This is a genomic window from Ruegeria sp. CDSC052 (assembly GCF_059610685.1).
In genome coordinates, this window is record NZ_JBXWOB010000001.1 from 785,649 (window position 1) to 812,164 (window position 26,516).

23 protein-coding genes are annotated in these 26,516 nt (G+C 56.7%); 11 read left to right on the forward strand and 12 right to left on the reverse strand.

What is annotated here, in order from left to right; genetic code table 11:
- Positions 1-35: 35 nt before the first annotated feature.
- From AC2FIM_RS03940 to hemA, 4 genes are all read right to left on the reverse strand, one after another.
- Entirely contained in the window at positions 36-1,457 is a 1,422-nt protein-coding gene (locus tag AC2FIM_RS03940; RefSeq protein WP_142633256.1) for a pectate lyase family protein, read from the reverse strand.
- A 305-nt stretch (positions 1,458-1,762) separates the two neighbouring features.
- Positions 1,763-2,884 carry a flavodoxin-dependent (E)-4-hydroxy-3-methylbut-2-enyl-diphosphate synthase gene (gene ispG / locus AC2FIM_RS03945; protein WP_496707921.1) on the reverse strand — a complete coding sequence of 374 codons (1,122 nt, stop codon included), beginning with the start codon at positions 2,882-2,884 and terminating at the stop codon, positions 1,763-1,765.
- Between the two features lie 70 nt (positions 2,885-2,954).
- On the reverse strand, positions 2,955-4,166 hold the full coding sequence (locus AC2FIM_RS03950; protein ID WP_281971941.1) for a helix-turn-helix domain-containing protein: 1,212 nt from the start codon (positions 4,164-4,166) through the stop codon (positions 2,955-2,957).
- Positions 4,167-4,294: 128 nt separating this feature from the next.
- On the reverse strand, positions 4,295-5,518 hold the full coding sequence (gene hemA, locus AC2FIM_RS03955) for a 5-aminolevulinate synthase (protein WP_271947553.1): 1,224 nt from the start codon (positions 5,516-5,518) through the stop codon (positions 4,295-4,297).
- Positions 5,519-5,842: 324 nt separating this feature from the next.
- Between hemA and AC2FIM_RS03960 the strand changes: the two genes are divergently transcribed.
- The gene (locus AC2FIM_RS03960; protein ID WP_271947555.1) at positions 5,843-7,228 is read left to right on the forward strand and encodes a M20/M25/M40 family metallo-hydrolase; all 1,386 of its coding nucleotides are present in this window, start codon (positions 5,843-5,845) and stop codon (positions 7,226-7,228) included.
- A 109-nt stretch (positions 7,229-7,337) separates the two neighbouring features.
- Here AC2FIM_RS03960 and lpdA read toward each other — a convergent pair whose 3' ends face one another.
- Positions 7,338-8,732, reverse strand: a complete 1,395-nt coding sequence (gene lpdA, locus AC2FIM_RS03965; RefSeq protein WP_271947557.1) for a dihydrolipoyl dehydrogenase — start codon at positions 8,730-8,732, stop codon at positions 7,338-7,340.
- Positions 8,733-8,946: 214 nt separating this feature from the next.
- Here lpdA and AC2FIM_RS03970 point away from each other — a divergent pair, with 214 nt between their 5' ends.
- Positions 8,947-9,381 carry a hypothetical protein gene (locus AC2FIM_RS03970; protein WP_271947558.1) on the forward strand — a complete coding sequence of 145 codons (435 nt, stop codon included), beginning with the start codon at positions 8,947-8,949 and terminating at the stop codon, positions 9,379-9,381.
- Here the strand turns inward: AC2FIM_RS03970 and AC2FIM_RS03975 are convergent.
- From AC2FIM_RS03975 to AC2FIM_RS03990, 4 genes are all read right to left on the reverse strand, one after another.
- Positions 9,378-9,956, reverse strand: a complete 579-nt coding sequence (locus tag AC2FIM_RS03975) for a DUF924 family protein (protein WP_496676072.1) — start codon at positions 9,954-9,956, stop codon at positions 9,378-9,380. The genes AC2FIM_RS03970 and AC2FIM_RS03975 overlap by 4 nt on opposite strands.
- Positions 9,957-10,064: 108 nt before the next feature.
- Positions 10,065-11,339 (reverse strand): MFS transporter, encoded by a 1,275-nt coding sequence (locus tag AC2FIM_RS03980; protein ID WP_271947562.1) that lies wholly within the window; start codon positions 11,337-11,339, stop codon positions 10,065-10,067.
- Between the two features lie 111 nt (positions 11,340-11,450).
- Complete coding sequence (gene queA, locus AC2FIM_RS03985) at positions 11,451-12,497, reverse strand: tRNA preQ1(34) S-adenosylmethionine ribosyltransferase-isomerase QueA (RefSeq protein ID WP_496707920.1); 1,047 nt, start codon at positions 12,495-12,497, stop codon at positions 11,451-11,453.
- Positions 12,498-12,541: 44 nt separating this feature from the next.
- Complete coding sequence (locus AC2FIM_RS03990) at positions 12,542-15,925, reverse strand: YhdP family protein (RefSeq protein WP_496707919.1); 3,384 nt, start codon at positions 15,923-15,925, stop codon at positions 12,542-12,544.
- A 68-nt stretch (positions 15,926-15,993) separates the two neighbouring features.
- Between AC2FIM_RS03990 and AC2FIM_RS03995 the strand changes: the two genes are divergently transcribed.
- The 4 genes from AC2FIM_RS03995 (at position 15,994) to AC2FIM_RS04010 (ending at position 19,383) form a co-directional block, all read left to right on the forward strand.
- The gene (locus AC2FIM_RS03995) at positions 15,994-16,455 is read left to right on the forward strand and encodes a peroxiredoxin (protein WP_496705946.1); all 462 of its coding nucleotides are present in this window, start codon (positions 15,994-15,996) and stop codon (positions 16,453-16,455) included.
- Between the two features lie 86 nt (positions 16,456-16,541).
- Complete coding sequence (locus AC2FIM_RS04000) at positions 16,542-17,357, forward strand: ferritin-like domain-containing protein (RefSeq protein WP_496707946.1); 816 nt, start codon at positions 16,542-16,544, stop codon at positions 17,355-17,357.
- A 210-nt stretch (positions 17,358-17,567) separates the two neighbouring features.
- Positions 17,568-18,893 (forward strand): M23 family metallopeptidase, encoded by a 1,326-nt coding sequence (locus tag AC2FIM_RS04005; protein ID WP_281994469.1) that lies wholly within the window; start codon positions 17,568-17,570, stop codon positions 18,891-18,893.
- The gene (locus tag AC2FIM_RS04010; RefSeq protein WP_271947570.1) at positions 18,883-19,383 is read left to right on the forward strand and encodes a bactofilin family protein; all 501 of its coding nucleotides are present in this window, start codon (positions 18,883-18,885) and stop codon (positions 19,381-19,383) included. Before AC2FIM_RS04005 ends, AC2FIM_RS04010 begins: the two co-directional genes overlap by 11 nt.
- Positions 19,384-19,460: 77 nt before the next feature.
- Here the strand turns inward: AC2FIM_RS04010 and AC2FIM_RS04015 are convergent, their stop codons facing one another.
- A complete protein-coding gene (locus tag AC2FIM_RS04015; protein WP_271947572.1) occupies positions 19,461-20,258 on the reverse strand; it encodes a hypothetical protein in 798 nt (265 codons plus the stop codon).
- 153 nt (positions 20,259-20,411) lie between these two features.
- Between AC2FIM_RS04015 and aqpZ the strand changes: the two genes are divergently transcribed.
- On the forward strand, positions 20,412-21,098 hold the full coding sequence (gene aqpZ / locus AC2FIM_RS04020; RefSeq protein ID WP_271947574.1) for an aquaporin Z: 687 nt from the start codon (positions 20,412-20,414) through the stop codon (positions 21,096-21,098).
- A 59-nt stretch (positions 21,099-21,157) separates the two neighbouring features.
- Here the strand turns inward: aqpZ and AC2FIM_RS04025 are convergent, their stop codons facing one another.
- Positions 21,158-21,706, reverse strand: coding sequence for a peptidylprolyl isomerase (locus AC2FIM_RS04025; protein ID WP_142633219.1), 549 nt, complete (start codon positions 21,704-21,706; stop codon positions 21,158-21,160).
- Positions 21,699-22,205 carry a peptidylprolyl isomerase gene (locus tag AC2FIM_RS04030; RefSeq protein WP_271947577.1) on the reverse strand — a complete coding sequence of 169 codons (507 nt, stop codon included), beginning with the start codon at positions 22,203-22,205 and terminating at the stop codon, positions 21,699-21,701. The genes AC2FIM_RS04025 and AC2FIM_RS04030 overlap by 8 nt, the downstream gene beginning before the upstream one ends.
- 133 nt (positions 22,206-22,338) lie before the next feature.
- Between AC2FIM_RS04030 and AC2FIM_RS04035 the strand changes: the two genes are divergently transcribed.
- The 4 genes from AC2FIM_RS04035 (at position 22,339) to AC2FIM_RS04050 (ending at position 26,505) form a co-directional block, all read left to right on the forward strand.
- Positions 22,339-23,529, forward strand: coding sequence for a phosphoglycerate kinase (locus tag AC2FIM_RS04035; RefSeq protein WP_496676106.1), 1,191 nt, complete (start codon positions 22,339-22,341; stop codon positions 23,527-23,529).
- A gap of 126 nt (positions 23,530-23,655) precedes the next feature.
- Positions 23,656-23,955, forward strand: coding sequence for an FtsB family cell division protein (locus AC2FIM_RS04040; protein ID WP_185956602.1), 300 nt, complete (start codon positions 23,656-23,658; stop codon positions 23,953-23,955).
- A 174-nt stretch (positions 23,956-24,129) separates the two neighbouring features.
- Positions 24,130-25,119 carry a pyruvate dehydrogenase (acetyl-transferring) E1 component subunit alpha gene (gene pdhA, locus AC2FIM_RS04045; RefSeq protein WP_142633213.1) on the forward strand — a complete coding sequence of 330 codons (990 nt, stop codon included), beginning with the start codon at positions 24,130-24,132 and terminating at the stop codon, positions 25,117-25,119.
- Positions 25,120-25,134: 15 nt separating this feature from the next.
- Entirely contained in the window at positions 25,135-26,505 is a 1,371-nt protein-coding gene (locus AC2FIM_RS04050) for a pyruvate dehydrogenase complex E1 component subunit beta (RefSeq protein ID WP_271947583.1), read from the forward strand.
- Positions 26,506-26,516: the final 11 nt, after the last annotated feature.

The window sequence follows — 26,516 nt, forward strand, 5'->3', positions numbered from 1 at the left end:
GCAGGCCGGTTCTGCAACAGGAGCCGGCCATTCCGTCAGGGCATCGGGTCGCCAGCAAGGTGGCTTAGATATTCCTCTAGATTAGACCAGCCATCGCCGTCCCGGTCCGCCCAGACATCTGAGGGATCATTCGGGTCCAGGCCAGTCCGCCCTGTTTCCCAAGTATCAGACATTCCGTCCCGGTCAGTATCAACTGCCGCGTGAACAATGGGCAAATCCGGCCAACCGCCCACCTCGCCCGGATCGTTTATCCGATGTCCATCACAGCCGCGGACGTTTTCGATCACCATCGCATCCAGACTGTCCAAAGCTTGGTCATCCCCGTGCCGGGCCCCCACGGTTCCAAGAACGGTTTCGTATGTCGTGCTCACCTCGGCAGGTTCAACCGACAGCGGCTGGTGAGGTTCAGCCACTAGGAATTCGACCGCCGCATCATCCGCAATCTTGCCCTTCACTGATCTGTCGCATAGCAGCTCAATACGACTGTCCAGATGCAGGTTATCTTGTTCGAAAACCGAGATGCTGAACCCTTTGTCTGCGCCATAAGGGAACACCTCGAATGCGGCGGGGGGCGGCCTGTTCCGTGTACTGGGGCCCGGCAGGACCACGTTTCCCACATAGGCGATCCATGTGTCGCCGTAATGGTTCCAGAACTCACCGAATTGCGAGGTCGCGTCGTAGAACACGTTGTTAATAATGTCGACTTGCCCAGATGGTGACGACTGGATGTCTGGATTTCTGTCGCGGTTATGGGCAAACAGGTTTTGATACAGGGTGACCCGCCCACATTGCCTTGCCGTTCCATCATCGGAACACAGCAGAGCACCTTTTGAATGCTTTCCCTTTGTATGGGTGGACTTATCCAGAGCCAGGGCTGAGATGCTGCGGGCTATCGTGATATCTTCGCTTGGCAGGTTTTCCGTTCCAACGCCCAGATTCTCATCCGTGGCAAATTGGATCGAGACACGGTCAACGTAGATATTCGAACTGCTCTCTATGGAAAGCCCGTCCACGTTCGACGAGGGCTTGTAACTGGGTCCAGGCCGAAATTTGAGGTTCCGCAGCAAAACGTCCTGCGCCTCAAAAATCATCAGGGGTGAATCCAGAACCTTGCCAAGTTTGATCTGCACCCCCTGTCCCGGCGCGGTCTGTCCGGAGATATAGGTGTTCGAAGCCACTTTCATCTGGGTGTCTACAGTGATCGTCCCTGAAATATCGAAAACGCAAACCCGTCCGGAGCCGTCATTTTCGACGCACTCACGCAGGCTGCCCGGTCCGGTATCGTCCAGGGTTGTGATATGAAACACTTCGCCGCCACGCCAACCCGTAGCGTTCTGCCCATATCCCACCGCACCGGGAAATGCGGGCTGATCGGCCACTACGCTATCTGCCACCATGAAACCCGAACACCCGGCGATCACTGCACCCAGGCCGAAGGCTTTCAAGTTACGGCGCATTGCATAAGCCCCCTGTTAGAGTCCGGACCGCAAAGATCGAGGGCCGAAGAGGCAGGAGACAATCTAATCTTCAAACGATCGCTTACTGGCATACGACTAAGAAACCCATGAAACAAAAACAACAAATCTAAGCGGGAATGAAAATCTCATTCCTCACAATAATGTGGACCAACATCGTCGCGTTTTCAATGAGGTGTCTGGGATTGGGGTCCACCAGATACACGCGGCCAATAACATGCAGGCCCTATGAATTGACCCTGCATGCCCGCCGATCTGGTCATTCAACGGCCAATCAAGCTGGAAAATTACTCAGCGGCTTCTTGCGCAGCGTCCAATTCAGCGGCCTTCTTCTCGACCTCTTCAACAATGTGGTCGACCATCTGATCGTTGGACATCTTGTGGCTGGCCTTGCCCGCCAGATACACCATACCCGATCCGGCACCGCCGCCGGTAAAGCCGACATCGGTCATCAACGCTTCGCCCGGGCCGTTCACGACACAGCCGATGATCGATAGGCTCATTGGTGTTTTGATATGTTCAAGACGCTGTTCCAACGCCTCGACTGTTTTGATCACATCGAACCCCTGCCGCGCACAAGAGGGGCATGAGATGATATTAACCCCGCGATGGCGCAAGCCCAAAGATTTCAGAATCTCGAACCCTACCTTGACCTCTTCGACAGGATCCGCAGACAGGCTGACGCGGATCGTGTCGCCAATGCCCATCCACAGCAGATTGCCCAGACCAACCGCCGATTTAATGGTGCCCGAAACCAGTCCTCCGGCCTCGGTAATACCCAGATGGATGGGGGCGTCCGTGGCCTCGGCGATGCCCTGATAGGCAGCTGCCGACAGGAAGACATCGCTGGCTTTCACGCTGATCTTGAATTCGTGGAAATCGTTGTCCTGAAGAATACGGATATGCTCTAGCCCGCTTTCAACCATCGCTTCGGGGCAAGGCTCGCCGTATTTCTCGAGCAGATGCTTTTCCAAGCTTCCCGCATTCACCCCGATCCGGATCGAGCAATTATGGTCACGCGCAGCCTGAATGACCTCTTTCACCCGACTTTCATTGCCAATGTTGCCAGGGTTGATCCGCAAGCATGCTGCGCCTGCCTCGGCGGCCTCGATCCCACGGCGATAGTGAAAGTGGATATCCGCCACGATAGGTACCGGACTTTCGCGCACGATCTCTTTCAGCGCCTTGGACGAGGCCTCATCCGGGACCGAAACGCGCACGATATCCGCACCCGCCTCTGCGGCAGCCTGCACCTGAGCCACAGTCGCCGCAACATCCGTCGTCAGCGTGTTGGTCATCGTCTGCACCGCAATCGGAGCGTCACCTCCGACGGGGACGTTTCCAACCATGATCTGACGAGATTTGCGGCGGTAGATATTGCGCCATGGGCGCACGTGATTAAGGGACATGTGGACGGGTCCAAGACTGTCTGAGTTGGTCTTTAAATAGTCAGCCTAACTGGCCACTGCAATGGCCAGATCATTCTGTCGGTGCGGCAGAGCTTTGCGCCTGAAGTTCCGCAACCAATTGCTTGAGGGCGACGTTTTGCTCGGCTTCAAGATCAGCTACCGTATAGCGTTCGGAAACCGCATCCTTGGACAGAACGACACCTTTGGCGACAGTTCCTGGTGCTCCGACCGGGCCGAAATGGTCACCATTCATCGAGAAATAGACAGATCCGGCGGCACCTGCACGTAGGTTAGGCGGTTCTTCTGTCAGCGGTACCTCGAATGTACTGCCCTGTTCGACGGTTCCAAGCGTACCCTCGAAGATGATACTTCCATCCGCAGCGGTGACCCGCATCCACGCCGGATCAACGGCGACGATTTTCAGGGTCGTATCAATCTGTTCAACCACCTGCGGCAATGCCGGGCGAAGAACCGTATGGACTTCGGCAACCTCAACCTTGGGCGGCTCAGGCGGCTGGAAGGTGCCAACGGTACGCGGGTCCAGTGTAGAAATTGGTGCATCACGGGCAACGAGCACCGGCAAATCCAGGGCCTGTGGGCGATACAGCCTATCCAGAGCCTCAGCCGAGGGGGTGTCGATCAGAGCGACTTGATCTTCGGTGGTGCCACGCGCCGCCTCAAGCGGGTCCAAATCAGACAAGACAACCGGAGCCTGTTCAACCGGGCTTACCTGCACTTGCTGAATCCGGTTCAGGACGGACCATCCGCCATATCCAATACCGCCGATCACAGCCAACAGAACCAGAGACGACCCGATGGCACGCGGCTCGATCTGGCTGACCAACGATTCCCGTCCGGGAATATAGGGAGTGTTTGGCGAGATAAACGGATCGCGCCCCATCGGACCGCGAGCCGGCAAGCTGCCCGAGGTCTTTCGAACCACTGACGCCTCGGCCGACATGCCATGCGCGACCTCAAACCCGCTTTCCTTACAAAACGCAAAGAAAGTTTCGTCGGGGTTCATCCCCAGATAGCGGGCGTAAGAGCGCACATACCCAGCGATAAATCCGGGCGTATCGAAGGCGTCCGGGTCGGCATCTTCTATGGCTGCAATGTAGTTGGCTTTGATCCGCAGTTCGCGCTGCACATCCAGCAGGGATTTGCCCATTGTTGCGCGTTCACCACGCATCCTGTCACCCAGCCGCACCTCATAGTCGTCAAAGCCCTTGGGCCTGACGTCAGTGTCGCCTTCGGATCCGCGCTGTGATCTGCGCCCAATCATCCCTGCTGCCCCATTCTGCCTGTGCGTGTTTCACGCCGTGGTCGAATCATTAAAAGAATGATTCGCGCCGTAGTTTTGTTAGCGTAATTTTAGCACGCGGCATACGAATTGCACACTTTAGCGTTAGGTTAACCGGCAAGTTCGGCGCGATTTAGCGCACAATGTGACCAAAGTTCGTCCATCGCCTGGATCAAACGGTTCATTTCGTCAGGTCCATGAACCGGGGACGGTGTGAAACGCAGGCGTTCTGTTCCACGCGGAACAGTGGGGAAATTGATGGGCTGAACGTAGATTCCATGGTCATCCAGCAGCATATCGCTGAGTTTCTTCGTGTGCACGGGGTTGCCGACAATCACGGGCACAATGTGGCTGCCGTGATCAATCAGTGGCAGGCCCATCCCCTTGAGTCGAAGCTTGAGGATCTTTGCTTGCGTCTGATGCTGCTCTCGCAATTCGGACGCAGTTTTGAGGTAGGCAACCGAAGCTGCGGCACCCGCAGCAACGGCAGGTGGCAGGGACGTCGTAAAGATGAAGCCCGGAGCATAAGACCGCACAGCGTCGCACATTTTAGTGCTGGCCGCGATATAGCCCCCCATGACGCCATAGGCTTTGGCCAATGTGCCGTTGATGATGTCAATCCGATGGGCAAGACGATCGCGCTCGGTCACGCCACCGCCGCGCGGTCCGTACATGCCAACGGCGTGGACCTCATCAATATAGGTCAGCGCACCGAATTCATCGGCCAGATCACATATCTCTTCAATAGGGCCAAAATCGCCGTCCATCGAATACACCGACTCAAAAGCGATCAGTTTGGGCGTTGCGGGATCATCCGCTTCAAGCAGTTCGCGCAGATGGGCGACGTCATTGTGGCGGAAGATGCGCTTGGACCCGCCGTTGCGGCGCACCCCTTCGATCATCGAAGCATGGTTCAATGCGTCAGAATAAATGATCAGACCAGGAAACAGTTTCGGCAAAGTGCTGAGTGTCGCGTCATTTGCGATATAGGCGCTGGTGAACAGCAACGCAGCTTCTTTGCCGTGCAGATCGGCCAGCTCGGCCTCAAGCCGTTTGTGGTAAACCGTGGTGCCCGAAATGTTGCGGGTTCCACCTGATCCGGCGCCTGCGGCATCCACGGCCTCGTGCATCGCCTCCAGCACCACAGGGTGTTGCCCCATGCCAAGATAGTCGTTGCCGCACCAGACGGTGATATCTTGCTGCGATCCATCGAGGCGCGTGCGCACCGCATGCGGGAAATGACCATTGCGACGTTCGATATCAATGAAGGTCCGGTACCGTCCTTCGTCATGCAGCCTTGCGATCGCTGAATCAAGCTGAGCAGTATAATCCACCGGTTTCTCCTTAGTTGCCCGACCGATATTACGGCGACCGAACGTCTTCTTCTGCGCAGGATACGAATCTGCACCAGAGCATTTCCCACTGCCTGCTTGATACCGCAAGCACAGTGAACGCTTATTTGATTTGCATCAAATATCCGCTCTGACCCTGACCGACAAGTAAAGTTACGCCCCCTGGACGCGAGGAAACGACGCAGGCACAGCACATTATCTCATCCGGGTTTCCGATATTATACCAGATTCCTGTCCTTGCGGGCTAGACGGCAAAAGTGGCGCTGATAGGGTTCCGGAAAATCCAAATCAAGCAGGAGCCCTCTTATGTCGCTGGACGCTGTTCTGAACCGCATCGACGCCGATTTGCCAACCTCAATCGACCGCCTGATGGAACTGCTCCGCATTCCGTCAATTTCCACCGATCCGGCCTTTGACCAACAGGTCAACCAGGCAGCTGACTGGCTGGTATCTGACCTGAAAAACATAGGAATTCAGGCTGAAAAACGTGAAACCACCGGACATCCCATGGTGGTCGGGCATATAGGTGAGGACAACAGCGCGCCCCATGTTCTGTTCTACGGCCATTATGACGTTCAACCCGTTGACCCGCTGAACCAGTGGAACCGGGATCCGTTCGATCCGGCCATTGAAGAAACCGAAAATGGGCCAGTTATCCGGGGTCGGGGCTCTTCGGACGATAAGGGACAGTTGATGACCTTCGTCGAAGCGTGCCGCGCATGGAAGGCCGTCCATGGCACCCTGCCCTGCCGCATCACCTTCTTCTTCGAAGGCGAAGAAGAATCCGGTTCGCCGTCGCTGGTCCCGTTCCTGCGTGAAAACGTGGCCGAGTTGAAAGCGGATCTGGCATTGGTATGCGACACTTCGATGGTGTCGCGTGGGGTGCCATCAATCGCGTCTCAGCTGCGCGGGATGCTCAAGGACGAATTCACCATCATCGGTCCGCGGATCGACCTGCACTCGGGCCATTACGGCGGACCGGGGCTAAACCCGCTGCGAGAGCTCTCCAAGATCGTCGCCTCGTTCTATGACGACGAAACCGGTCGCGTCGCTGTCGAAGGCTTTTATGACGGGGTTCATGAGGTCCCGGCCGAACAGTTGCGCCAATGGGAAAACTGCGGGTTCGATGAGGCGGATTATCTGAACTCGGTGGGGTATTCTCAGCCACATGGCGAAAAAGGATATTCGACATTGCAGCAACAATGGGCGCGCCCGACGCTTGAGGTAAACGGGCTTTGGGGCGGTTATAACGGCGCCGGTTCGAAGACGGTCATTCCCTCACAGGCGCATTGCAAGATCACCTGCCGTCTGGTGGGTGACATGAACCCTGACGCCTTGCGCGACCAGATTCGCAAGCATGTAGAAGACCGCCTGTCACCCGACGCGAAAGTACAGTGGGACAACGATCTTGAAGGCTCGCCCGCATCCGTCATGAATATCAACCGCCCCGAATTCGAAGCCGCCCGAGGCGCATTGTCCGATGAATGGGGGCGCGAGGCTGTCTTTACCGGAATGGGCGGATCGATCCCTGTGGTCGGCTATTTCAACACGGAGCTGGGCATGGATTCCATGCTGGTGGGCTTTGCCAATGATGACGACGCCATTCACTCACCGAATGAGAAATATGACGTCAAAAGCTTTCACAAGGGCATCCGGTCCTGGGCACGCATTCTCGACGCGCTGACCCGATAAGCAAATCCGGGAATCAAAAGGCCAGATGAAGCTTGGCTCGCTGCTTCATCTGGCCAAAGATACTTTTGGTAACGTCCCGCAGATCGGCAGGGGCACCCCCTGCCCTGAGTTACATATGGATCACGCGCCCGTAAGCGTCCAAAACGCTTTCATGCATCATCTCGGACAAAGTCGGATGCGGGAACACTGTGTTCATCAGATCCTCTTCGGTGGTTTCAAGCTGGCGCCCGACCACATACCCCTGAATTAACTCAGTGACTTCCGCGCCAATCATGTGGGCGCCCAACAGCTCTCCGGTTTTGGCGTCGAAGACTGTTTTGACCAGCCCTTCGGGCTCTCCAAGCGCGATTGCCTTGCCGTTGCCGATGAAGGGAAAACGGCCGACCTTGATGTCATAGCCAAGCTCTTTCGCCTTTGCCTCGGAATAGCCGACCGACGCAACCTGCGGATGGCAATAGGTGCAGCCCGCGATGCTTTCGGGTTTGACCGGATGGGCATGTTTCCCGGCGATCAGATCGGCCACCATGACACCCTCATGGCTTGCTTTATGCGCCAGCCATGGCGCTCCGGCAATGTCACCGATGGCGTATAGGCCATCGACACCGGTGCGACAGAATTCGTCAGTCACAACATGGGTCCGGTCGATTTTGACACCCAAAGCCTCAAGCCCCAGATTTTCGATATTGCCGACGATGCCCACGGCAGAAATCACAGTGTCAAAGTCGTGCTTTTCAACCTTTCCCTTCACCTCGATATGCGCGGTGACTTTACCCTTAGCGCGGTCCAACTGCTTGACCATCGCCTTTTCCATGATCTTCATGCCCTGTTTGATAAAGGCTTTCTTGGCGAAGGCGCTGATCTCGGCATCCTCGACGGGCAGAACCCGGTCCATGACTTCAACCACCGTCGTATCTGCACCGAGCGTATTGTAGAAGCTAGCGAACTCGATCCCGATTGCACCCGACCCGATGACCAGCAATTTCTTTGGCATCCGCGGCGGCTGCAGGGCGTGTTTGTAAGTCCAAACCAGATCACCATCCGCTTCCAGCCCGGGAAGCTCGCGGGCGCGCGCGCCGGTTGCCAGAACGATGTTCTTGGCTGTCAACTCTTCGCTGCCCTTGTCGGTCTTGACGGAGACCTTGCCCTTGGCCGGGATCGTCGCCTCGCCCATGACAACCGTCACTTTGTTCTTTTTCAGCAGGTGACCGATACCGCCCGAAAGTTGCCCGGCGACACCGCGCGATCGCTTGACCACAGCATCCAGATCATATCCGATCTTCTCGGCCTTCAGCCCAAAATCCTTTGCGCGCTCCATCAGGTGAAACACTTCTGAAGACCGCAGCAGCGCCTTTGTTGGGATGCAGCCCCAGTTAAGACATATCCCCCCGAGATGTTCGCGCTCGACCACGGCGGTTTTCAAACCAAGCTGTGCTGCGCGAATGGCTGCGACATACCCGCCAGGACCAGCGCCGATTACGATCAGATCAAAAGATTGTGCTGCCATGTTTCCCTCTCGGAGCAGGTCATTTCCAAATTAGTTTACCATTAAACTAATATCAGCCACCCTTCAACACTTAGTCCCCGCGACAAAAGCTACGCAGGGTAAACCCATACGGATTGCAGAGGTTCGAGCCTATACCGCACCCGTTCAAAACGCTAGAAGATAGCTAAGTATCCCAGTTGCTCCATTCTAAATCCATTTACGCGAAAGGCATAACATGGCTAAAACGCTGAAAGATCTGGTCCTCGCCCTAATCAACGCCACGCTTATCCTGGTGGCCTTGTGTTTGTTTTTGGGCTGGAAGCTGACCACAACAGCACAGTCCCTGATGTCTGATTTTTCACAGAAGGTTCAGATCGTCGCCCCTTTGCGCGAAGAGGTTCAAGGGGTGCGCAGTGAATTGGCAGCACTTCGCACTGAACTCGCAACTATACAAGTCAATGGCGGGCTTGCCGACACCGCCACCGCCCAACGGGTCTCGCAAACGCTCGACCGCCTGAGCCAAATCGAAGATACGCTACAGGTGGCGCAGTCTCGTATTGTTGCGGTTGCCGAAACGCCTGACGCCTTTATCAGCACCGCAATAGAAAAAACGGCCGACACTGTGGCCGACCGTATTATCACAATCAAAGGATGTTCGGTCGAAGGCTAACCTGCGGCCTGAAGCTCTCGGACGGTGGACCCGTACCCGCCCATGTTTACATAGGCGGCCTCATGTTCGGTCATGGGGCGCGACAATGCTTCGTTACGATAGGGGAAACGGCCGAACTTTCGGATCACCTCCCTATGCGCCCTTGCATGCAGCAGGTTGGTTGACTTGGCTCCGTCGATATTCTGGCACATCAGGCGTACACAACGCTCTTGGTCACACAGATTTTCTGAGTGCATCAGTGGAAGATAAAAGAACTGCCGCGCGGGCTCGTCAATCTTCATATCCCAACCCTTGTCGATGGCGCATTTCGCTGCAGACAAGGCTGCCCTGTCAGTGGCGAACGCCTTGCCGCTGCCGCGGAACATGTTCCTAGGGAATTGATCCATAAGAATAATATAGGCGAGTGCCCCGCTGGGGTATGTCAGCCAGAGAGAGAACTTTCCCTCATTAGCAATTTCCCATGTGGAAAGAAATTTTTCGCGGATCTCTGCGTCTAGCGCTTCATCCTCAATATACCAACCATCTGGACACACTTGATCCAGCCAAAAACTCAATACTTCTTCAGGCCCTACCATTGCCTTGCTCCGTCGTTTTGCCCTCCCCAGGGACGTAACGTCATTTAAGGCAGATTTACAGATTTGTGACAGTAAAAATTTGCAACACTTGCGACATAATTTCGTGTCCTAGGCTACATCTTGCGTTTCCTGATCGGCTTCGGCGGCTTCGATAGCCACCTCTTGCGCCAATTCGAACGCCACCGGCGAGGCCGTTGGGTAAAGCGGAGACATGGTGCCCGTCTCATCCACAGGAATCGCCGCACGCTGTGTCATGCGATACATCGCATAGACAGCAGTGGCTGCAAGCAGTGCAAAGATGATCAGGAAAAAGCCCGACGGTCCGAACACGTCATCGCCCATCAACCAACCGGTAATCAGCGGGCCAGCAATGGCGCCCAGTCCATTGATGAAGACCAGACCGCCAGAGGCCGCCGCCATATCCTCATGCTCCAGAAAGTCATTCGTATGCGCAATCAGCAGCGAATACAGCGGGTTAGACATGCCGCCAATCACAAAGGCCGAGGCCAGAAGGAACGGAAATGAAGTCGACCCGAACATCATCGCAGTGGCCGCCCCGCAAGCACCAATGATGCCCGCCAGCATGATCAGGAACCGGCGATCCATCCGGTCCGAGAACCAACCCAGCGGATATTGCAGCAGTATTGCCCCGACATAGAAAGCCGCCACGAAGGTCGAAATCTCAACCAGTGTCAGCCCAGCGCGCGCGCCATAGACCGCCGACATACCAAACTGGGCCGAGAACACTCCGCCCAGCAGGAACATGCCCACGCAGCCCAACGGCGACTTCCCCATCAGTTCACGCAATGTCATGGGCTTGGTCGTGTCAAATGCCGGTGTCGGTGAAATCGACAGCAGAATCGGAGCAAAGGAAACCGAAACCAGAATGGATGCGATCACAAAGGTTTCGTAACCAGCAGGATCGCCAACCAGCATAAGCCCCTGAGCGGTGATGATCCCAGTCATCTGTACGATCATATAAAGCGAAAGCGCCTGGCCCCGGTTCTCGTTATTGGCCGCGTTGTTCAGCCAGCTTTCGGCGGTGACATACACTCCCGAGAAACAAAACCCGATCACGACACGCCCCAAAGCCCACGCGACTGGCTCGGTCAACATCGGATACATGATCATCACGGCCGAAATAAAAGAAGCGAGCGCAGCAAAGACCCGCACATGTCCAACCCGCCGTATCATCTCCGGTGCAAGGCGAGAACCTCCGAGGAAACCTACGAAATAAGCTGACATCACAACAGACATCTGAAGGGTCGAAAACCCTTCGATCTCGCCTCGGACGCCCAGGATTGTGCCCTGTAGACCATTGCCAATCATAAGCAGGCCCATGCCAAGAAGAAGTGACCACGCGCTGGTAATGACCTGAAGCATAGAGGCCTCCGAGATTGCTAACCTGAACTAGAGATTCGTTTTTATATCAAAAACGGCTTTGAACCAGCTTGTCTACGACATCGAAACGCAACGATCCCGACAACACGCCGCTCAAGGGATCAAAAGCGACCCATCCCCATATGAAAAGAACCGATAGTTCTGCGCAATCGCGTGCTCATAAACCTCTTGCATCCGATCCTGCCCCATCAAAGCTGAAACCAACATCAGCAGCGTGGATTTCGGCAGATGGAAATTGGTGATCAGCGCATCCGTGACGTAAAACTGAAAGCCCGGATAGATGAAGATGTCGGTATCGCCCTCCCAGGGTACGATCTGCCCACTGCGGGCGGCGCTTTCGATCAATCGCAGCGCGGTTGTGCCCACCGGAATGACACGGCCACCTATGGCTTTGGTTTCACGAATTTCACTGACGGCTTCCGCACTGACCCTGCCCCATTCTGCATGCATCTTATGGGTCGTCACATCCTCGACCTTGACTGGCAGAAACGTTCCGGCACCGACATGAAGCGTAACGTAGGAAACAGAAACGCCGCGCGCGGTAAGCGCCTCCATCAGCGCTTCGTCAAAATGCAGCGACGCGGTGGGCGCGGCCACGGCCCCGGAGTTGCGCCCCCAGATCGTCTGGTAATCCGTCTTGTCCTGCGCATCGGCAGGACGCTTGGCGGCAATATAAGGCGGCAGCGGCATCGCGCCGGCCTGTTCCAGCGCAGCATCGAAATCCTGCCCCGTAAGGTTAAACCGCAGAAAGGCCTGCCCGTCCGCCACCCTATCCAACTCAGCGCTCAGTTGATCCGAAAACCGGATAACCTCACCTGTCTTGACCTTCTTGAGCGGTTTGATCAACGCGGCCCAGGTGCCGTCTGCCTGCGGATCAAGCAACGTCGCTTCGATCGACGCAGACACCGGCCCTTGCGCACTGTCGCGATGACGCCGCCCGCTGAGGCGTGCCGGGATGACCCGCGTATCATTCAACACCAGCCGGTCACCGGGTCGCAGCCAGTCTGGCAGGTCAAAGACGTGCGCATCCGAGATTGCATCGCCCTCGGCCACAAGCAAACGCGCCGAAGACCGCGGGTTGGCAGGCCGGGTGGCAATCAAATTTTCGGGCAGGTGGAAATCGAAATCGCTGAGTTTCATGGGCGCGCCTTACAGGGTCGTATCAGATTCGGCTATATCCCTGTTCAGTTGTCTTTTGGCGGCGATCCAAAGGTGCGCTTGGGCTCATCCGGCTTGGCTTTCTGTGCATTTGGCCCATCCTGAACCTTCGGCGCGGGCTCCCTTAGAAGGTTGCGCAAGAACAATGGCGCAAGCCCTGACAGAGGGTTGACCGAGACAGAGGGTGATTTCAAAGGGCCGGTCAGAGTATAATTGAACGCGATCACACCTTCACCTTTTTTGGTGAAGACACTTCCAATCGCATTCACCAGATAGATTGGGGAAATCGCGCCACGCAAGTTCAGCATTTCGCTAACCGTGTTGATTGTCCCGTCGAAGGACAATCCCATCGAAGGACCGACGGCGCTGCCGCTGAGAACCTTGATTTCGGTCGGCGTAATCCGCATTCGGCTTTCGATGCTCGAGAAAAAGATGCCTTGCCCAGCCATTTCATCCACAAGCCCAACAAGGCTGATTGCGTTCAGCAAGGCAGCCATGGCCGGGGCGTCATGAATTCGGGTGTTCACGATCTTCATGATGACATCGAAGTTCCCGGCCCCGCCGACCGGTTCCAGTTGCAGGTCCAGTTTGCCACCGCGCGCCTGGGTTATCATTTTGGCCGATCTCAGAACGTCGCCTGCATCACCAGAGATTAGATTGACTGCACTGCGCCCTCCGCGCGGGGTCACCTGTCCGCGCACAGCAGCACCGCCGTTTACATTCGCCGTGAACGCGCCGCTGACACCGCCAGTTGTCGCAAATTTTCCCTTGAACCCGGTCAGGGCGATCGTCTCTGTAATCTGGAGGCGATCCAACACTACATCCAGCTCGGGCCCCTGCCCGGAACCACCGCCACCACCTTCGGAGGATCCAAAGGTCGCGCCCCCCAGATTCATCACGCCCCCTAAAACCCTGATGTCGGGCAAGGCTGACCCCCGTGAAATCAGCTCCGCCGGAACCGCAAGCCAGTTCCCTAGTTCGAATGAGCTGAACTCAACACGATCGAAAGCACCATTTTTGAAATTAATGGAGGCCAGGCTTCTCAACCCCGCCGCATCCAGCCGAAGTGTATCCACGCGCATCTGATCGCCCAGCGTTGCCTCGACATCCATCGACCCCTTGGTACCAGCGCCTTTGCGCCACCCGAGCTCGGGGATAGACAGCACTACGCCTTCCAGATCCGATGTCGCCGTCAGTTTCGGGGGGCGGCCAGCACCGATGCCCAAGGTTATTTCGGCAACGCCTTTTCCAGTCAGCATACCCTTTGGTAACCCGGCACGCAGCTCGGTCACCAACCGGGGCGAAATCTCGATCTGCCCTTTCAGTTCACTGGGTTTCGGTTCTCGGCCCCCAATAGGCTGGCGCCAGGTTGCCTGCAGGGGCACGTCGCCGAAATATCCGTCGCCGCCGACTTCGACAGCGGATTGGTCACCTGAGATAGTCAACTGAGGCGCGCTGACGACAAAACCTTTGACCAAGCGATCACTGTACACATCACCAATCTTACCAGTAAAGTGAAACTGGGTTTCATCGAACTTCAGCCGCTTCTTCATCGGCAGAGATAAGGTGCCTGACAGTTCCACATCGCCAGAGGCCACATCCACGGGCAAATTTGCCTTTGTCATCAGCTGCAGAGGGGGACGATCCATCAAAGACAAGGCGGCCGTTGCCGAGCCCTTGGCCTTGACGCGCACAATCGCCGGCGAAAGCTTTTTGATCGACGTATCCGGAATAATGAAGGATGTTCCTGACCCGTCTATCGGGCCGCCCTGATCGGCAATGACAACCGCTTTCTCGGCTGTCACGGTAAACCGTTGGTTGATCAGGCTGGCCTGCCCCTGAGCGTCCTGGACCGGAGGTAAAGTTTTGGCAAAGCGGACTTTGGCGTCGTCGAACCCGAAGTCCAAGTAAATGTCCGGCTTGGTGTCCGGCTTCAACCGCAATGCAAAATCGACATCCGAGAGCCGGCCTTCATATAAATTGTCGGACACCCATTTACGCGGCTTTTCGGCAAGTAATTGGGGCCAGTATCTCAGCAACTGGCCTGACTCCAACTCGTCCAGATGAGCCTCGAGGTACCCCGACCAACCTTCGGCTTCACCATTCAGATTACCCCTAGCACGCAGCGTTAGGTTTTCGTCTTCAACCGTCATCTGTCCGAGGCGCAACTCGAACGGGGCCAGCTTCATCTTCAGATCAAGGTCGGCACGCGCCAACTTGAGGGGTTCCGGAAACAGCCCAGCCGGGTTGATGTCGATGCTGCTGAGGCGGAGTTGAGAGGTCAGGCTTTCCAGCAGTCCATTCTCGATACCTCTCAAAAAGGCCCTTCCCTCGGCCTGAACGGACCCCCAGGCGGAGACTACAGAAACCTCGTCGAAATCCAGCTCCTGCCGCCTTGGGTCATAGCTGAAATAAGCCCTGGCGGATTCAAACGGGATCGGTTTTGTCTCTTGGTTGGCTTGCACCGCGCCTGCCGCAAGGTTCAGGGTCGCAAATAACGGCCCCAGCGCCGCGTTGCCATCAACACTGCCGCGCACCGCGCCCGAGATCGGAGCGTCAAGGACCTGTAACCATGACAAGGCAAGGCTTTGACTTGCAATATCCTCGGCAGGCAGGTCGGTTATGGCAAAGCCAAAGCTTGCCTGGGGCGTTCCAAGTACGCTGGTATAATTTACCTCAATCGAACTGGCATAATCGCGCCCTGTCAGAACAGAGAACCCGGTGGACATGCGCATTTCGTCACCGGTACGGATGATCGAAATATGTCCGCCGTCGAAAACCCAGGCGCGCGACAGGCGCAAATCCTGATAGTCCAGCGTCAACGACTCAAGCTCGACCGACCGCAGGCCCGACAGCAGCGGTGACAAAAAGACATCGTCAGATTCCTCGATCAACTCGATCAATGTCCGCGCCCGCTGAACCGGTGCACTGCCAGAACCGACTGTCAACGAAAGCGCCCCGTCCAATCCGCGGGTCAATGCGATTTGGGCATCGCGCAGGGTAATCGTGCGCGGCCGGATTTTCCCCCGTAGCAGCCACCGCATCGACAACCGTGTGCGCATATCCGCCACTTGCGCGATCTGTTGTCCCGCCGCGTCGCTTATGGTCACATCCGTCAGTCGCAAACGTGGCAACCAGTTTTCGTTGACGATAAAGCTAGCATCGCCAAAGCGGATCTTGATCCCCCCAAGGCTTTGATCCAGCCGTTTTTCGGCCTGGGCCCGCATCCAGTCGGGTGCGTGCAGCTGTTTGCCAATCAGAAAGAACCAGCCGCCAAAGGCCAGCAGGCAAAGCAACAGGAAGGTTCCGACGATCCCCCACGCAGCGATGCGGCGGCGTGACCGACGGCGGCGGGGTTTCCCGTCCGGGCCTTCTTGTGTATCTTCTTGCCGCGCCAATTTCCGACCCACGCCCTATTACCTGCTTGCACCGCACCATGATGTCAGGCAGCACTTAAAAACCTTTAGCGGAGTTTCCAATGCCCGACGTTACAGACATCGCCCCCGGTTTCACTTTGCCCCGCGACGGCGGTGGTGAGGTTACGCTGTCAGACCTGCAAGGCAGCGCCGTCGTTTTGTTTTTCTATCCCCGTGATGATACGCCGGGCTGCACCAAGGAATCCATCGGTTTCTCGGAACAACTTCAAGCCTTTGCTGATGCCGGCGCCCAGGTTTTCGGCATCTCGCGCGACACGGTGGCTAAGCATGACAAATTCGTCGCCAAACACGGTCTTACGACGCCACTTTTGTCCGACGAAGGCTCGACCGTTTGCGAGGATTACGGTGTGTGGGTCGAGAAGAACATGTACGGGCGCAAGTCGATGGGGATCGAGCGTTCAACCTTTCTGATTGACGCCGACGGTAAGATCGCTCGCATCTGGCGAAAGGTCAAAGTGCCCGGCCATGTGGAAGAGGTACTGGAAGCCGTGCGCGCGCTGTAACTCTCTTCACCGCGGTCGTCATCCGGATTATTACCCGAACAAATCTTGAAAGCGGAGATATCCCGGTGTCGAAAACACTGACCCAAATGGCAACCGAAGTTCTGACCACAGCAGACGGGCGCGAAAAGACCGCCCTGTCCAAGCGCCATGCCGCCGCTTGGTTTGCGGCGCGATCAGGGGACGCTCCTGCGATTGAAGTGGGCACCGCAACACCGCCGTTGAATCCAGCCCGACCGGACAAACCAGATTTGCTGTCCCCCCGGGATGTCCCAAGGCGCCGCCCCGGCTCCGAGGCTGGGCGCATCGCCCTGCTACACGCGGTCGCCCATATCGAACTGAACGCGGTTGATCTGCATTGGGATATCATCGCCCGATTTGGCCATGTCCCTATGCCTATCGGTTTCTACGACGACTGGGTCAAATGCGCCGAAGAGGAATCGCGCCACTTCGAAATGGTCTGCGATTGCCTGGAACAGATGGGCAGTCATTACGGCGCACTGCCCGCCCATGCGGGTATGTGGCGCGCGGCCGAAGATACAGCAGAAGATTTGATGGGCCGTTTGGCCGTAGTGCCAATGGTGCTTGAGGCGCGGGGTCTGGATGTGACCCCCGGCATGATTGACATCTTCCGCAAGGCAAAGGCTGAACAGGCCATTGCCGCGCTTAAGGTGATCTATGCCGAAGAGGTCGCCCATGTTGCCTATGGTTCCAAGTGGTTCCACTTTCTGTGCGGGCGCGAGAACACTGACCCAAAGGGTATCTTTCACGATCTGGTCCGGCGCTATTTTCATGGCGTTCTTAAACCGCCCTTCAACGAAGAAAAGCGGGCCGAAGCCGGGTTACCGCCGGATTTCTATTGGCCGCTGACCGAAGGCCTGCCGCCGCCCGGCTCTGCCCGCTAGGTCGGCATGCACGGTCATAGCAGACTTTGAAACATCCTCCAGTTGATGTAATCGGCAATTTCTCGCCGAGAATTGGCGGGATTAACCCTGTTTGTCGTGTGAACTAGTTAACAAACTTGCCCAAATCGGACGTCCCCTCTATTCAGTTGCCCCAAGGGACGGAGACCACTCACAACCGATCCCGAATTTGGGGATCGAGAGGTAAGGCGCGTGCGAGCACGTCTGGCAATCAAACTACATTCGCTGCTTGAGCAGCACTTCCCGGAACGCCGGGTCTTTCTGAAATCTGACAATGACACACGGTTCATCCGGCTCAGCTCAGAGACACAAATCTTTGCAGTTGCTGGTGTTGCCCTGTTTGTTGGCTGGACTGCGGTCACTACGGCAATCCTGTTGATGGACAGCATCGGATCAGGCAACTTCCGGGAACAGGCCAAGCGCGATCAGGCGACATATCAGGAGCGGCTGAATATCCTGTCAGCAGAGCGTGACGTGCGCGCTCATGAGGCTCTGATGGCTCAGGACCGGTTCAACGCTGCGCTTGAACAGATTTCTGCGATGCAGTCCGAGCTGCTGGCGTCCGAAAACAGCCGCCGTGAGTTGGAAACGGGGATCGAGGTTATCCAGTCCACCCTGCGCACCACCATGAAACAACGGGAATCTGCCCGTCAGGAGCTTGCGGCGCTGCAACAATCAGATTCCGATGATGGGCTCACGTTGGCAAACACTGCCAGCCCCGAACAGATGGAATTTATGACCGTTGCTCTGACCCGCACCGCGCAAGAGCGTGATCAGATCGCAGCCGACGCCCGGAACGCACTGGATCAGCGGGACGATCTCGAGCTTGAGATCCGGCTGATGCAGGAACGCAGCGACGAAATTTTCCGTCAGCTAGAAGAAGCAATGATCATCTCGGTCGAACCGCTCGACAAGATGTTCCGACAGGCAGGTATGCCAACTGACCGTATCATTGAAGAAGTACGGCGTGGCTATAGCGGCATGGGTGGCCCCCTCACCCCAATTTCCTTCAGCACGCGCGGTGAGGACCTGACCCCCGACGAGATCCGCGCGAACACTCTGTTGCAACAGATGGACCAGCTGAACCTCTATCGTATCGCAGCAGAAAAGGCCCCGTTTGCCAGCCCGGTGAAAGCGGCTGTCCGCTTTACCAGTGGCTTCGGCACGCGCCGTGACCCAAAAACGGGCGGTCGCCGCATGCATAACGGTTCCGATTTCGCCGGTGCACTTGGAACTGATATCTTTGCGACCGCCGACGGCGTTGTCACCCATGCGGGCTGGCAATCGGGTTTCGGGCGTCTGGTCAAAATCCGGCACGCCTTCGGAATTGAGACACTTTACGCTCATAACACCAAGTTACGGGTTAAGGTTGGCCAAAGGGTCTCGCGCGGGGATCATATTGCTGATATGGGTAACACCGGACGGTCGACCGGAACGCACCTGCACTATGAGGTCCGCGTAAACGGAAAACCTGTTAACCCAATGACTTACATCAAGGCTGCAAGAAATGTTTTCTAAGAGCAAAATCAACGAGCCCGGAACCAATGCCCCAGAGGCCGCCAAGCCTGCCGCTCCGGCCACTCCGGCAACCCCTGCACCGACGGAAACCAAGGCCAGCACCGCGCCCAAACCCAAGCCACCCGCATCGGTCCTGTCTTCGGATCTGCACATCACCGGAAACCTGAAAACCTCGGGTGACATTCAGGTCGAAGGTACGGTGGAAGGTGACATTCGTGCGCATCTGCTGACCATCGGTGAAACGGCGACCATCAAGGGCGAAGTCACTGCAGATGACGTTGTCATCAACGGCCGTATCGTTGGCCGCGTGCGTGGCCTGAAAGTGCGCCTGACCTCGACCGCACGGGTCGAAGGCGACATCATTCACAAGACAATCGCCATCGAAAGCGGCGCGCATTTCGAAGGCTCCGTTCAGCGTCAGGACGATCCTCTGAACCCTGGCCGCAGCGGAAAACCGGGCGCTAACCCGGCTGCTGACGTCAAACAGTAATCCTGACAGACTGACAGGAAACAAACGCCGCGGGACAGCCTGCGGCGTTTTCTTTTGCAATTCTGACCGAAAGGCTTTCACTGATCAGGTTGGTTCCAGGTCGCATTGGCCTCGATCACTTCTGCGACCATCAGCGCCTTTTCGGACAATTCTGGTGGCGTGCCATCATCAAAGGCAAGCTGCTGCATTCTTCGATACATGACTTCAGACGTGTAAAAATCAAATGCAGCCGTGCCGTCCGGGCTTTCCCAGAAGGCCGTGATCCAAACCGAGGGTGCATACCCGTAACACCAGTCCTGCCAGAACCGTTCTGCCAAAGTCGCCGTTTTAACTGCGGCTACTTGCGCCAAAAGGCCATCCATTGGCCAACCCCCGAGGCGAAACATGCATAGCGTATCGTCCAGACATTCTTCTGAGCCCCCTTCGATCGCCTTCAGAAGAAAACGTTTCTGGAAATCGTCCAGGACACGCCACTCCTCCGACGACCAGTTCCGGGCCTGTCCCGTCGGATACCGGCTCAGGCTGACTTCGATCCCGACAGAGCTTACCTCTTCGCCACAGGCCAAGACCTCTAGCACACGCGGCAAAAGATAGGCCCAGGTATTCTTGGCAATCCCTTCCGGATCACTCGCTGCAAAAAACCAGTCCTGAAGATAGTGCAACGGCAGTTCCTGAATGGGCGGGTGAAAGAAATCAGCCTCGATATCCGGTTCCATGCAGCACCCTTCGCAGACCTCGATATTGCTTGGCTTTGGACGTTTAAAAACGCGATAAGCATCCTGAATGAGCGGGAAGAACGGATCATCCGGCAATAACTTGGCCTTAACCGGCTTATTCGTCTTTGACGTCATCGTAGGCTGAACCCATATTTCCATGCCACACCCATAGGTCTATCTGCCCACTTTTGACGTGGCAAGCGCGCTCAAATACCCCTTCATTCTCCGCCGAATTTCTATGTGTGATGAGTAGCTTCGATATTTCTGTGTTTTGGATTACACTACAGCCCGTTGGTTTTCGGAGGACTTTTCATGTCAACAAAACTCATGGCTGAATTTTTCGGTACATTCTGGTTGGTGCTTGGCGGTTGCGGCAGCGCTGTTTTAGCGGCTGGCGTCGCGGATGTCGGTATCGGCTGGTTGGGCGTATCTTTCGCCTTTGGCCTAACAGTGCTGACTATGGCATTTGCCGTTGGCCACATTTCAGGCGGGCATTTCAATCCGGCAGTCAGTCTGGGTTTAATGATCGGCGGACGGTTCCCGGCTAAGGATCTGCTGCCCTATTGGATTGCTCAGGTTATCGGAGCCATTGCAGCAGCGGCTGTTCTGTATCTGATCGTCAGCGGCGCACCAGATTTCGCCGGGGTCGGAGGCTTTGCGTCCAATGGCTATGGCGAGGCTTCACCCATGGGCTATTCGATGATGTCCGCCTTGGTGATCGAGATCGTGCTGACGGCATTTTTCATCCTGATCATTCTGGGCGCGACCTCAAGCGGTGCTCCGGCAGGGTTCGCGCCGATTGCCATCGGTCTGGCGCTGACGCTGATCCACCTGATCTCGATCCCGGTGACCAACACATCTGTCAACCCGGCACGGTCAACCGGTGTTGCCCTGTTTGCCGATGGGCCGGCGCTGGCTCAGCTATGGTTGTTCTGGGTTGCCCCGCTGATTGGTGGCGCGATTGGTGCGCTGATCTGGAAGGCCATGTCTGACGACTGACCCAAGCGCACGCTTACAAAAAGACCCCGGCACCTGACCAGGCACCGGGGTCCTTTTATCTATTCGGTCACGGTGACCTTTTTCATCGCATCCGGCTGGCCGATTACGGCTCCGTTCGGGCCTTCGCCTCGCTTGATCGCATCAACAACGTCCATACCGTCAGTGACCTGACCGACAACCGTATACTGACCGTTCAGGAACGGCCCAGGTTCAAACATTATGAAGAATTGCGAGTTGGCACTGTCGGGATCCTGCGCCCGCGCCATGCCAATAACACCACGATCAAAGTTATAGTCCGAGAACTCAGCTGGCAGATCCGGCCGATCCGAACCACCAGTACCGGCACGACGCATATCGCCACCCACCCGACCGTGTTCAACGTCACCGGTCTGAGCCATGAAGCCGTCGATCACGCGGTGAAACACCACGCCATCATACTGACCAGCAGCGGCAAGGGCGCTAATTTGTTCAACATGCTTGGGGGCAATATCGTCAAACAGATCAACGGTTACGGTGCCATTGGCCCCCTCGCCCTCAATCTCGATCTCAAGGCCCGTGGCCAGTGCAGGACCGGCCAGCAGGACAAATGCGGCGGCCAGCTTATACATCGGCAGCCACCTTGACGCTGATCATACGATCCGGGCTTGCGGGCGGCTCGCCCCGAACGATGGCGTCCACATGCTCCATCCCGTCGATGACACGGCCATAGACCGTGTATTGGCCGTTCAGGAAGTGGTTGTCGCTAAAGTTGATGAAAAACTGCGAATTGGCCGAGTCCGGATTCTGCGACCGAGCCGCGCCCAACGTGCCGCGATCATGCGGCAGTTTCGAAAACTCTGCCGGAACATTCGGCAGCGATGACCCGCCTGTGCCTGCACTGCGCAGGTTGAATCCGTCTTCCATATCGCCGTGCTGCACGTCACCGGTTTGCGCCATGAAACCGTCGATCACACGGTGAAATGCCACGTTGTCATATTCACCGCTGCGCGCCAGTTCCTTCATCCGAGCGCTATGCTGCGGGGCCACATCTGGCAGCAGCTCGATGACGACATTGCCGCCCTTCAGCTCGATGATGATTGTGTTTTCGGGATCCTTGATCTCGGCCATGTGGCCCTCCTGTCGTTTGTCTTGCGCAAATACCTATGCGCCACGCACGCGAAAGCCAAGTGACGCATTGACCTGAGGGCAAAATGCAGGAAAAGAACCGCCTAGATCGGTTGCCAAACACGAGGATCGCGCGATGGGCTGGAAAACACTGGACGATATGGACCTGAACGGTAAACGCGTGCTGGTGCGCGTGGATATCAATGTGCCCGTGGTGGATGGGGTCGTGACCGACGCTACCCGGATTCAGCGCATCGTACCCACAGTACGCGATATTCTCGCCGCAGGTGGCAAGCCTATCCTTCTAGCCCATTTCGGACGCCCGGGCGGAGAGCGGCGCGAAAGCCTGTCGCTGAAACAACTTATTCCCACACTGGAAAGCGCCTTTGGCGCGCAAGTTCTGTTCGCAGCCGATTGCGTCGGAACCGAGGCCGAGCTTGTCGCAGACACTCTGCAAGCCGGGCAAGTATTGCTGTTGGAAAACACCCGTTTTCATGCTGCTGAAACCAAGAATGATCCTGATCTGGCTGCTGGCATGGCCAAACTGGGCGAGGTCTATTGCAACGACGCCTTTTCCGCTGCGCACCGCGCCCACAGCTCAACCGAAGCTATCGCTCGCCTGCTGCCTGCCTGCGCTGGTCGGCTGATGCAGGCCGAGCTGCAAGCACTTGAAAGCGCTCTTGGCGCGCCCGAGCGTCCGGTAACAGCAGTGGTCGGTGGGGCAAAAGTGTCAACCAAGCTGGAGCTGCTGGGCAACCTGATCGACAAGGTGGATCACCTGATCATCGGCGGTGGCATGGCCAACACCTTCCTAGTGGCACAAGGTATCAGAGTCGGCAAATCGCTGGCGGAAACCGCGATGAAAGACACTGCCGCAGAGATTCTTGCCAAGGCGGAAAACTCTGGTTGCCAGATCGTTCTGCCGTGTGACGTGGTTGTTGCAAAAACCTTCCAGGCCAATGCGCCGCATCAGGTTTTGCCCGCAGACCAATGCCCCGAAGACGGCATGATCCTGGATGCAGGCCCCGAGAGTGTCGCCGCTATCACTGAAGTCATCAGCCAAAGCCGAACCCTGATCTGGAACGGCCCTTTGGGCGCCTTTGAACTGGAACCGTTCGATGCAGCAACGAATGCGGCCGCACTGAAAGCTGCCGCGCTCAGCCGTTCGGGCCAGTTGGTCTCGGTCGCGGGCGGTGGTGATACCGTAGCCGCCCTGAACGCGTCCGGCGCGGCGCGGGATTTCACCTATATCTCGACAGCAGGCGGCGCATTCCTGGAATGGATGGAAGGAAAAACCCTTCCCGGCGTCGCCGCGCTGGAACAATAAATTCAGCTGCACGGGTAATTTTGCGAATCGGGGGATTCACAAGCCGAATCACCTGTGACATAGTGCAGTCAGATGCCAAGCATAATGGCACGACATTGAGGCAGACTTCATACGGCGGTAAACAGAGTGTCCCGTTCCCATCGGCCCGGTTTGGGCTCAGTTGCTTTTTTCTCGGTGGCTTTCATGCTGGGTGTGTATTTCACCTTTGCTGCCGTCCAAGGTGACTATGGCCTGTTTCGACGGGTCGAGATTGCAGCGGAACGGGATGCTCTGTCGCGCGACCTTGCAGCGTTGAGCACCGAAATCGCCGAAATGGAAAATCTGACCCGCAGGCTTTCAGACACCTATCTTGACCTCGATTTACTGGATCAGCAGGCGCGCTCGATCCTTGGTATGATCCGCTCGGATGAGATTGTCATCCGCTGAGCGGGGCCAAAATTCTTCGTCGGAAATCCCTGCTGTGGTAACGCATACGTCCCTACCTGAACGGTTTCCGCGTGTCAAACCACAGCGCAATATTTCCACTCGCCAGAAAGCCTCAAATGTTCTATTAGATAGTTTAACGCTAAACTATCTTGCCGAGAGGGGGAGATCGCCACAATGGCTGCGCGAAAAACCACAAAGAAACCAAACGTTTCTGCGGAAGAACTCAAGACCTATTACCGTGAAATGTTGCTGATCCGCCGATTCGAAGAAAAGGCTGGCCAGCTATACGGCATGGGTCTGATCGGTGGTTTCTGCCACCTGTATATCGGTCAAGAGGCAGTTGTTGTGGGACTGGAAGCAGCCGCCGAAGAAGGTGACAAGCGGATCACCTCTTATCGCGATCATGGGCATATGCTGGCCTGCGGCATGGATCCGGGCGGCGTAATGGCAGAACTGACCGGGCGCGAGGGCGGATTGTCCAAGGGCAAAGGCGGTTCGATGCATATGTTCTCGAAAGAGAAGCATTTCTATGGCGGTCACGGCATCGTCGGGGCGCAGGTTCCTCTGGGTGCCGGGCTGGCCTTTGCCGACAAGTATCAGGAAAACGGCCGCGTCACCTTCACCTATTTCGGGGACGGTGCCGCCAACCAGGGTCAGGTCTATGAGACTTTCAACATGGCCGCCATCTGGGAACTGCCGGTGATCTTCGTGATCGAGAATAACCAATACGCGATGGGGACATCCCAGGCGCGGTCGACTTCGACCAAGGATATCTACCACCGGGGCGAGGCGTTCGGCATCCCTGGCGAGATCGTCAACGGCATGGATGTGCTAGCGGTCAAAGAGGCCAGCGAAAAGGCTGTCGCTCATTGCCGCGCGGGCAAAGGTCCGTACATTCTGGAAATCAAAACCTATCGCTATCGCGGACACTCGATGTCCGACCCGGCCAAGTACCGCACCCGCGAAGAGGTTCAGAAGGTGCGCGAACAAAGCGACCCGATCGAACATGTCCGCGAGCTGCTGCTTTCCGGCAAACACGCGACCGAGGATGACCTGAAGGCGATCGACAAAGAGATCAAAGAGATCGTCAATCAAGCCGCTGAATTCTCGAAAGAAAGCCCCGAGCCGTCGCTGGACGAGCTTTGGACAGATATCTACGCCTGAGAGGACGATTAAGACATGGCAACCGAAATTCTCATGCCCGCCCTTTCCCCCACGATGGAAGAGGGCACCCTGGCCAAATGGCTGGTCAAGGAAGGCGACACCGTATCAAGCGGCGATATCATGGCCGAAATCGAAACAGATAAGGCCACGATGGAGTTTGAAGCCGTTGATGAAGGGATCATGGGCAAGATCCTGATCGCTGAAGGCACCGAAGGGGTCAAAGTAAATACCCCTATCGCCATCCTCGTCGAAGAAGGCGAAGACGCCTCCGCCCTGCCCGCGGCTGCACCCGCAGCAGCAGCGACGACCGAAGCCGCCCCTGCTGCGGTTGAGGCCCCTACTCCTGTCTCTGCCCCAGCCGCACCTAAGGTAGATCTGTCCCCAGATTGGCCAGCTGATGCCGAGATGAAGTCCGAAACCGTGCGTGAAGCCCTGCGCGACGCCATGGCCGAAGAAATGCGCAATGACGGTGACGTCTACCTCATGGGTGAAGAAGTCGCGGAGTATCAGGGCGCTTATAAAATCTCGCAAGGTTTGCTGGATGAATTTGGCGCCAAGCGCGTAATCGACACCCCGATCACCGAACATGGTTTTGCCGGGATCGCAGTTGGTTCGGCCTTTGGCGGGTTGAAACCGATTGTCGAGTTCATGACCTTCAACTTCGCCATGCAGGCGATTGACCAGATCATCAACTCGGCCGCGAAAACGCTCTATATGTCCGGCGGTCAGATGGGCTGTCCCATCGTGTTCCGGGGTCCGAACGGTGCCGCCGCCCGCGTGGCAGCCCAGCACAGCCAGGACTATGCAGCCTGGTATATGCAGATCCCCGGCCTCAAGGTCGTCATGCCCTATTCAGCGGCCGACGCCAAAGGCTTGCTGAAATCCGCGATCCGTGACCCGAACCCGGTGATCTTCCTGGAAAACGAAATCCTCTATGGCCGCTCATTCGAAGTGCCGCAGGTGGATGACCTGAGCATTCCGTTGGGCAAGGCCCGCATCTGGCGCGAGGGCACAGACGTGACCATCGTCAGCTTTGGGATCGGCATGCAGTTCGCACTGGAAGCCGCCGATAAACTGGCCGAGGACGGCATCAGCGCCGAAGTGATCGACCTGCGCACCATCCGCCCGATGGACACAGGCGCAATCATCAATTCGGTGATGAAAACCAACCGTCTTGTGACCGTCGAAGAAGGCTGGCCGCAAGGCTCGGTCGGCAGCTACATTTCATCGGTGGTGATGCAGGAAGCGTTTGATTACCTCGACGCGCCTGTCATCAACTGCACCGGCAAGGATGTTCCGATGCCCTATGCAGCGAACCTCGAAAAACTGGCGCTGGTGACCACCGACGAGGTGATCGCAGCCGTCAAACAAGTGACCTACCGGTAAGGGAGCAACAG

Bases quoted from the DNA above. Each gene is read 5' to 3' on its own strand.
- AC2FIM_RS03940 (WP_142633256.1), bottom strand. From the start codon at position 1,457: ATGCGCCGTAACTTGAAAGCCTTCGGCCTGGGTGCAGTGATCGCCGGG.
- ispG (WP_496707921.1), bottom strand. From the start codon at position 2,884: ATGTCCCTTAATCACGTGCGCCCATGGCGCAATATCTACCGCCGCAAA.
- AC2FIM_RS03950 (WP_281971941.1), bottom strand. From the start codon at position 4,166: ATGATTGGGCGCAGATCACAGCGCGGATCCGAAGGCGACACTGACGTC.
- AC2FIM_RS03960 (WP_271947555.1), top strand. From the start codon at position 5,843: ATGTCGCTGGACGCTGTTCTGAACCGCATCGACGCCGATTTGCCAACC.
- lpdA (WP_271947557.1), bottom strand. From the start codon at position 8,732: ATGGCAGCACAATCTTTTGATCTGATCGTAATCGGCGCTGGTCCTGGC.
- AC2FIM_RS03970 (WP_271947558.1), top strand. From the start codon at position 8,947: ATGGCTAAAACGCTGAAAGATCTGGTCCTCGCCCTAATCAACGCCACG.
- AC2FIM_RS03975 (WP_496676072.1), bottom strand. From the start codon at position 9,956: ATGGTAGGGCCTGAAGAAGTATTGAGTTTTTGGCTGGATCAAGTGTGT.
- AC2FIM_RS03980 (WP_271947562.1), bottom strand. From the start codon at position 11,339: ATGCTTCAGGTCATTACCAGCGCGTGGTCACTTCTTCTTGGCATGGGC.
- queA (WP_496707920.1), bottom strand. From the start codon at position 12,497: ATGAAACTCAGCGATTTCGATTTCCACCTGCCCGAAAATTTGATTGCC.
- AC2FIM_RS03995 (WP_496705946.1), top strand. From the start codon at position 15,994: ATGCCCGACGTTACAGACATCGCCCCCGGTTTCACTTTGCCCCGCGAC.
- AC2FIM_RS04000 (WP_496707946.1), top strand. From the start codon at position 16,542: ATGGCAACCGAAGTTCTGACCACAGCAGACGGGCGCGAAAAGACCGCC.
- AC2FIM_RS04010 (WP_271947570.1), top strand. From the start codon at position 18,883: ATGTTTTCTAAGAGCAAAATCAACGAGCCCGGAACCAATGCCCCAGAG.
- AC2FIM_RS04015 (WP_271947572.1), bottom strand. From the start codon at position 20,258: ATGGAAATATGGGTTCAGCCTACGATGACGTCAAAGACGAATAAGCCG.
- aqpZ (WP_271947574.1), top strand. From the start codon at position 20,412: ATGTCAACAAAACTCATGGCTGAATTTTTCGGTACATTCTGGTTGGTG.
- AC2FIM_RS04025 (WP_142633219.1), bottom strand. From the start codon at position 21,706: ATGTATAAGCTGGCCGCCGCATTTGTCCTGCTGGCCGGTCCTGCACTG.
- AC2FIM_RS04030 (WP_271947577.1), bottom strand. From the start codon at position 22,205: ATGGCCGAGATCAAGGATCCCGAAAACACAATCATCATCGAGCTGAAG.
- AC2FIM_RS04035 (WP_496676106.1), top strand. From the start codon at position 22,339: ATGGGCTGGAAAACACTGGACGATATGGACCTGAACGGTAAACGCGTG.
- pdhA (WP_142633213.1), top strand. From the start codon at position 24,130: ATGGCTGCGCGAAAAACCACAAAGAAACCAAACGTTTCTGCGGAAGAA.
- AC2FIM_RS04050 (WP_271947583.1), top strand. From the start codon at position 25,135: ATGGCAACCGAAATTCTCATGCCCGCCCTTTCCCCCACGATGGAAGAG.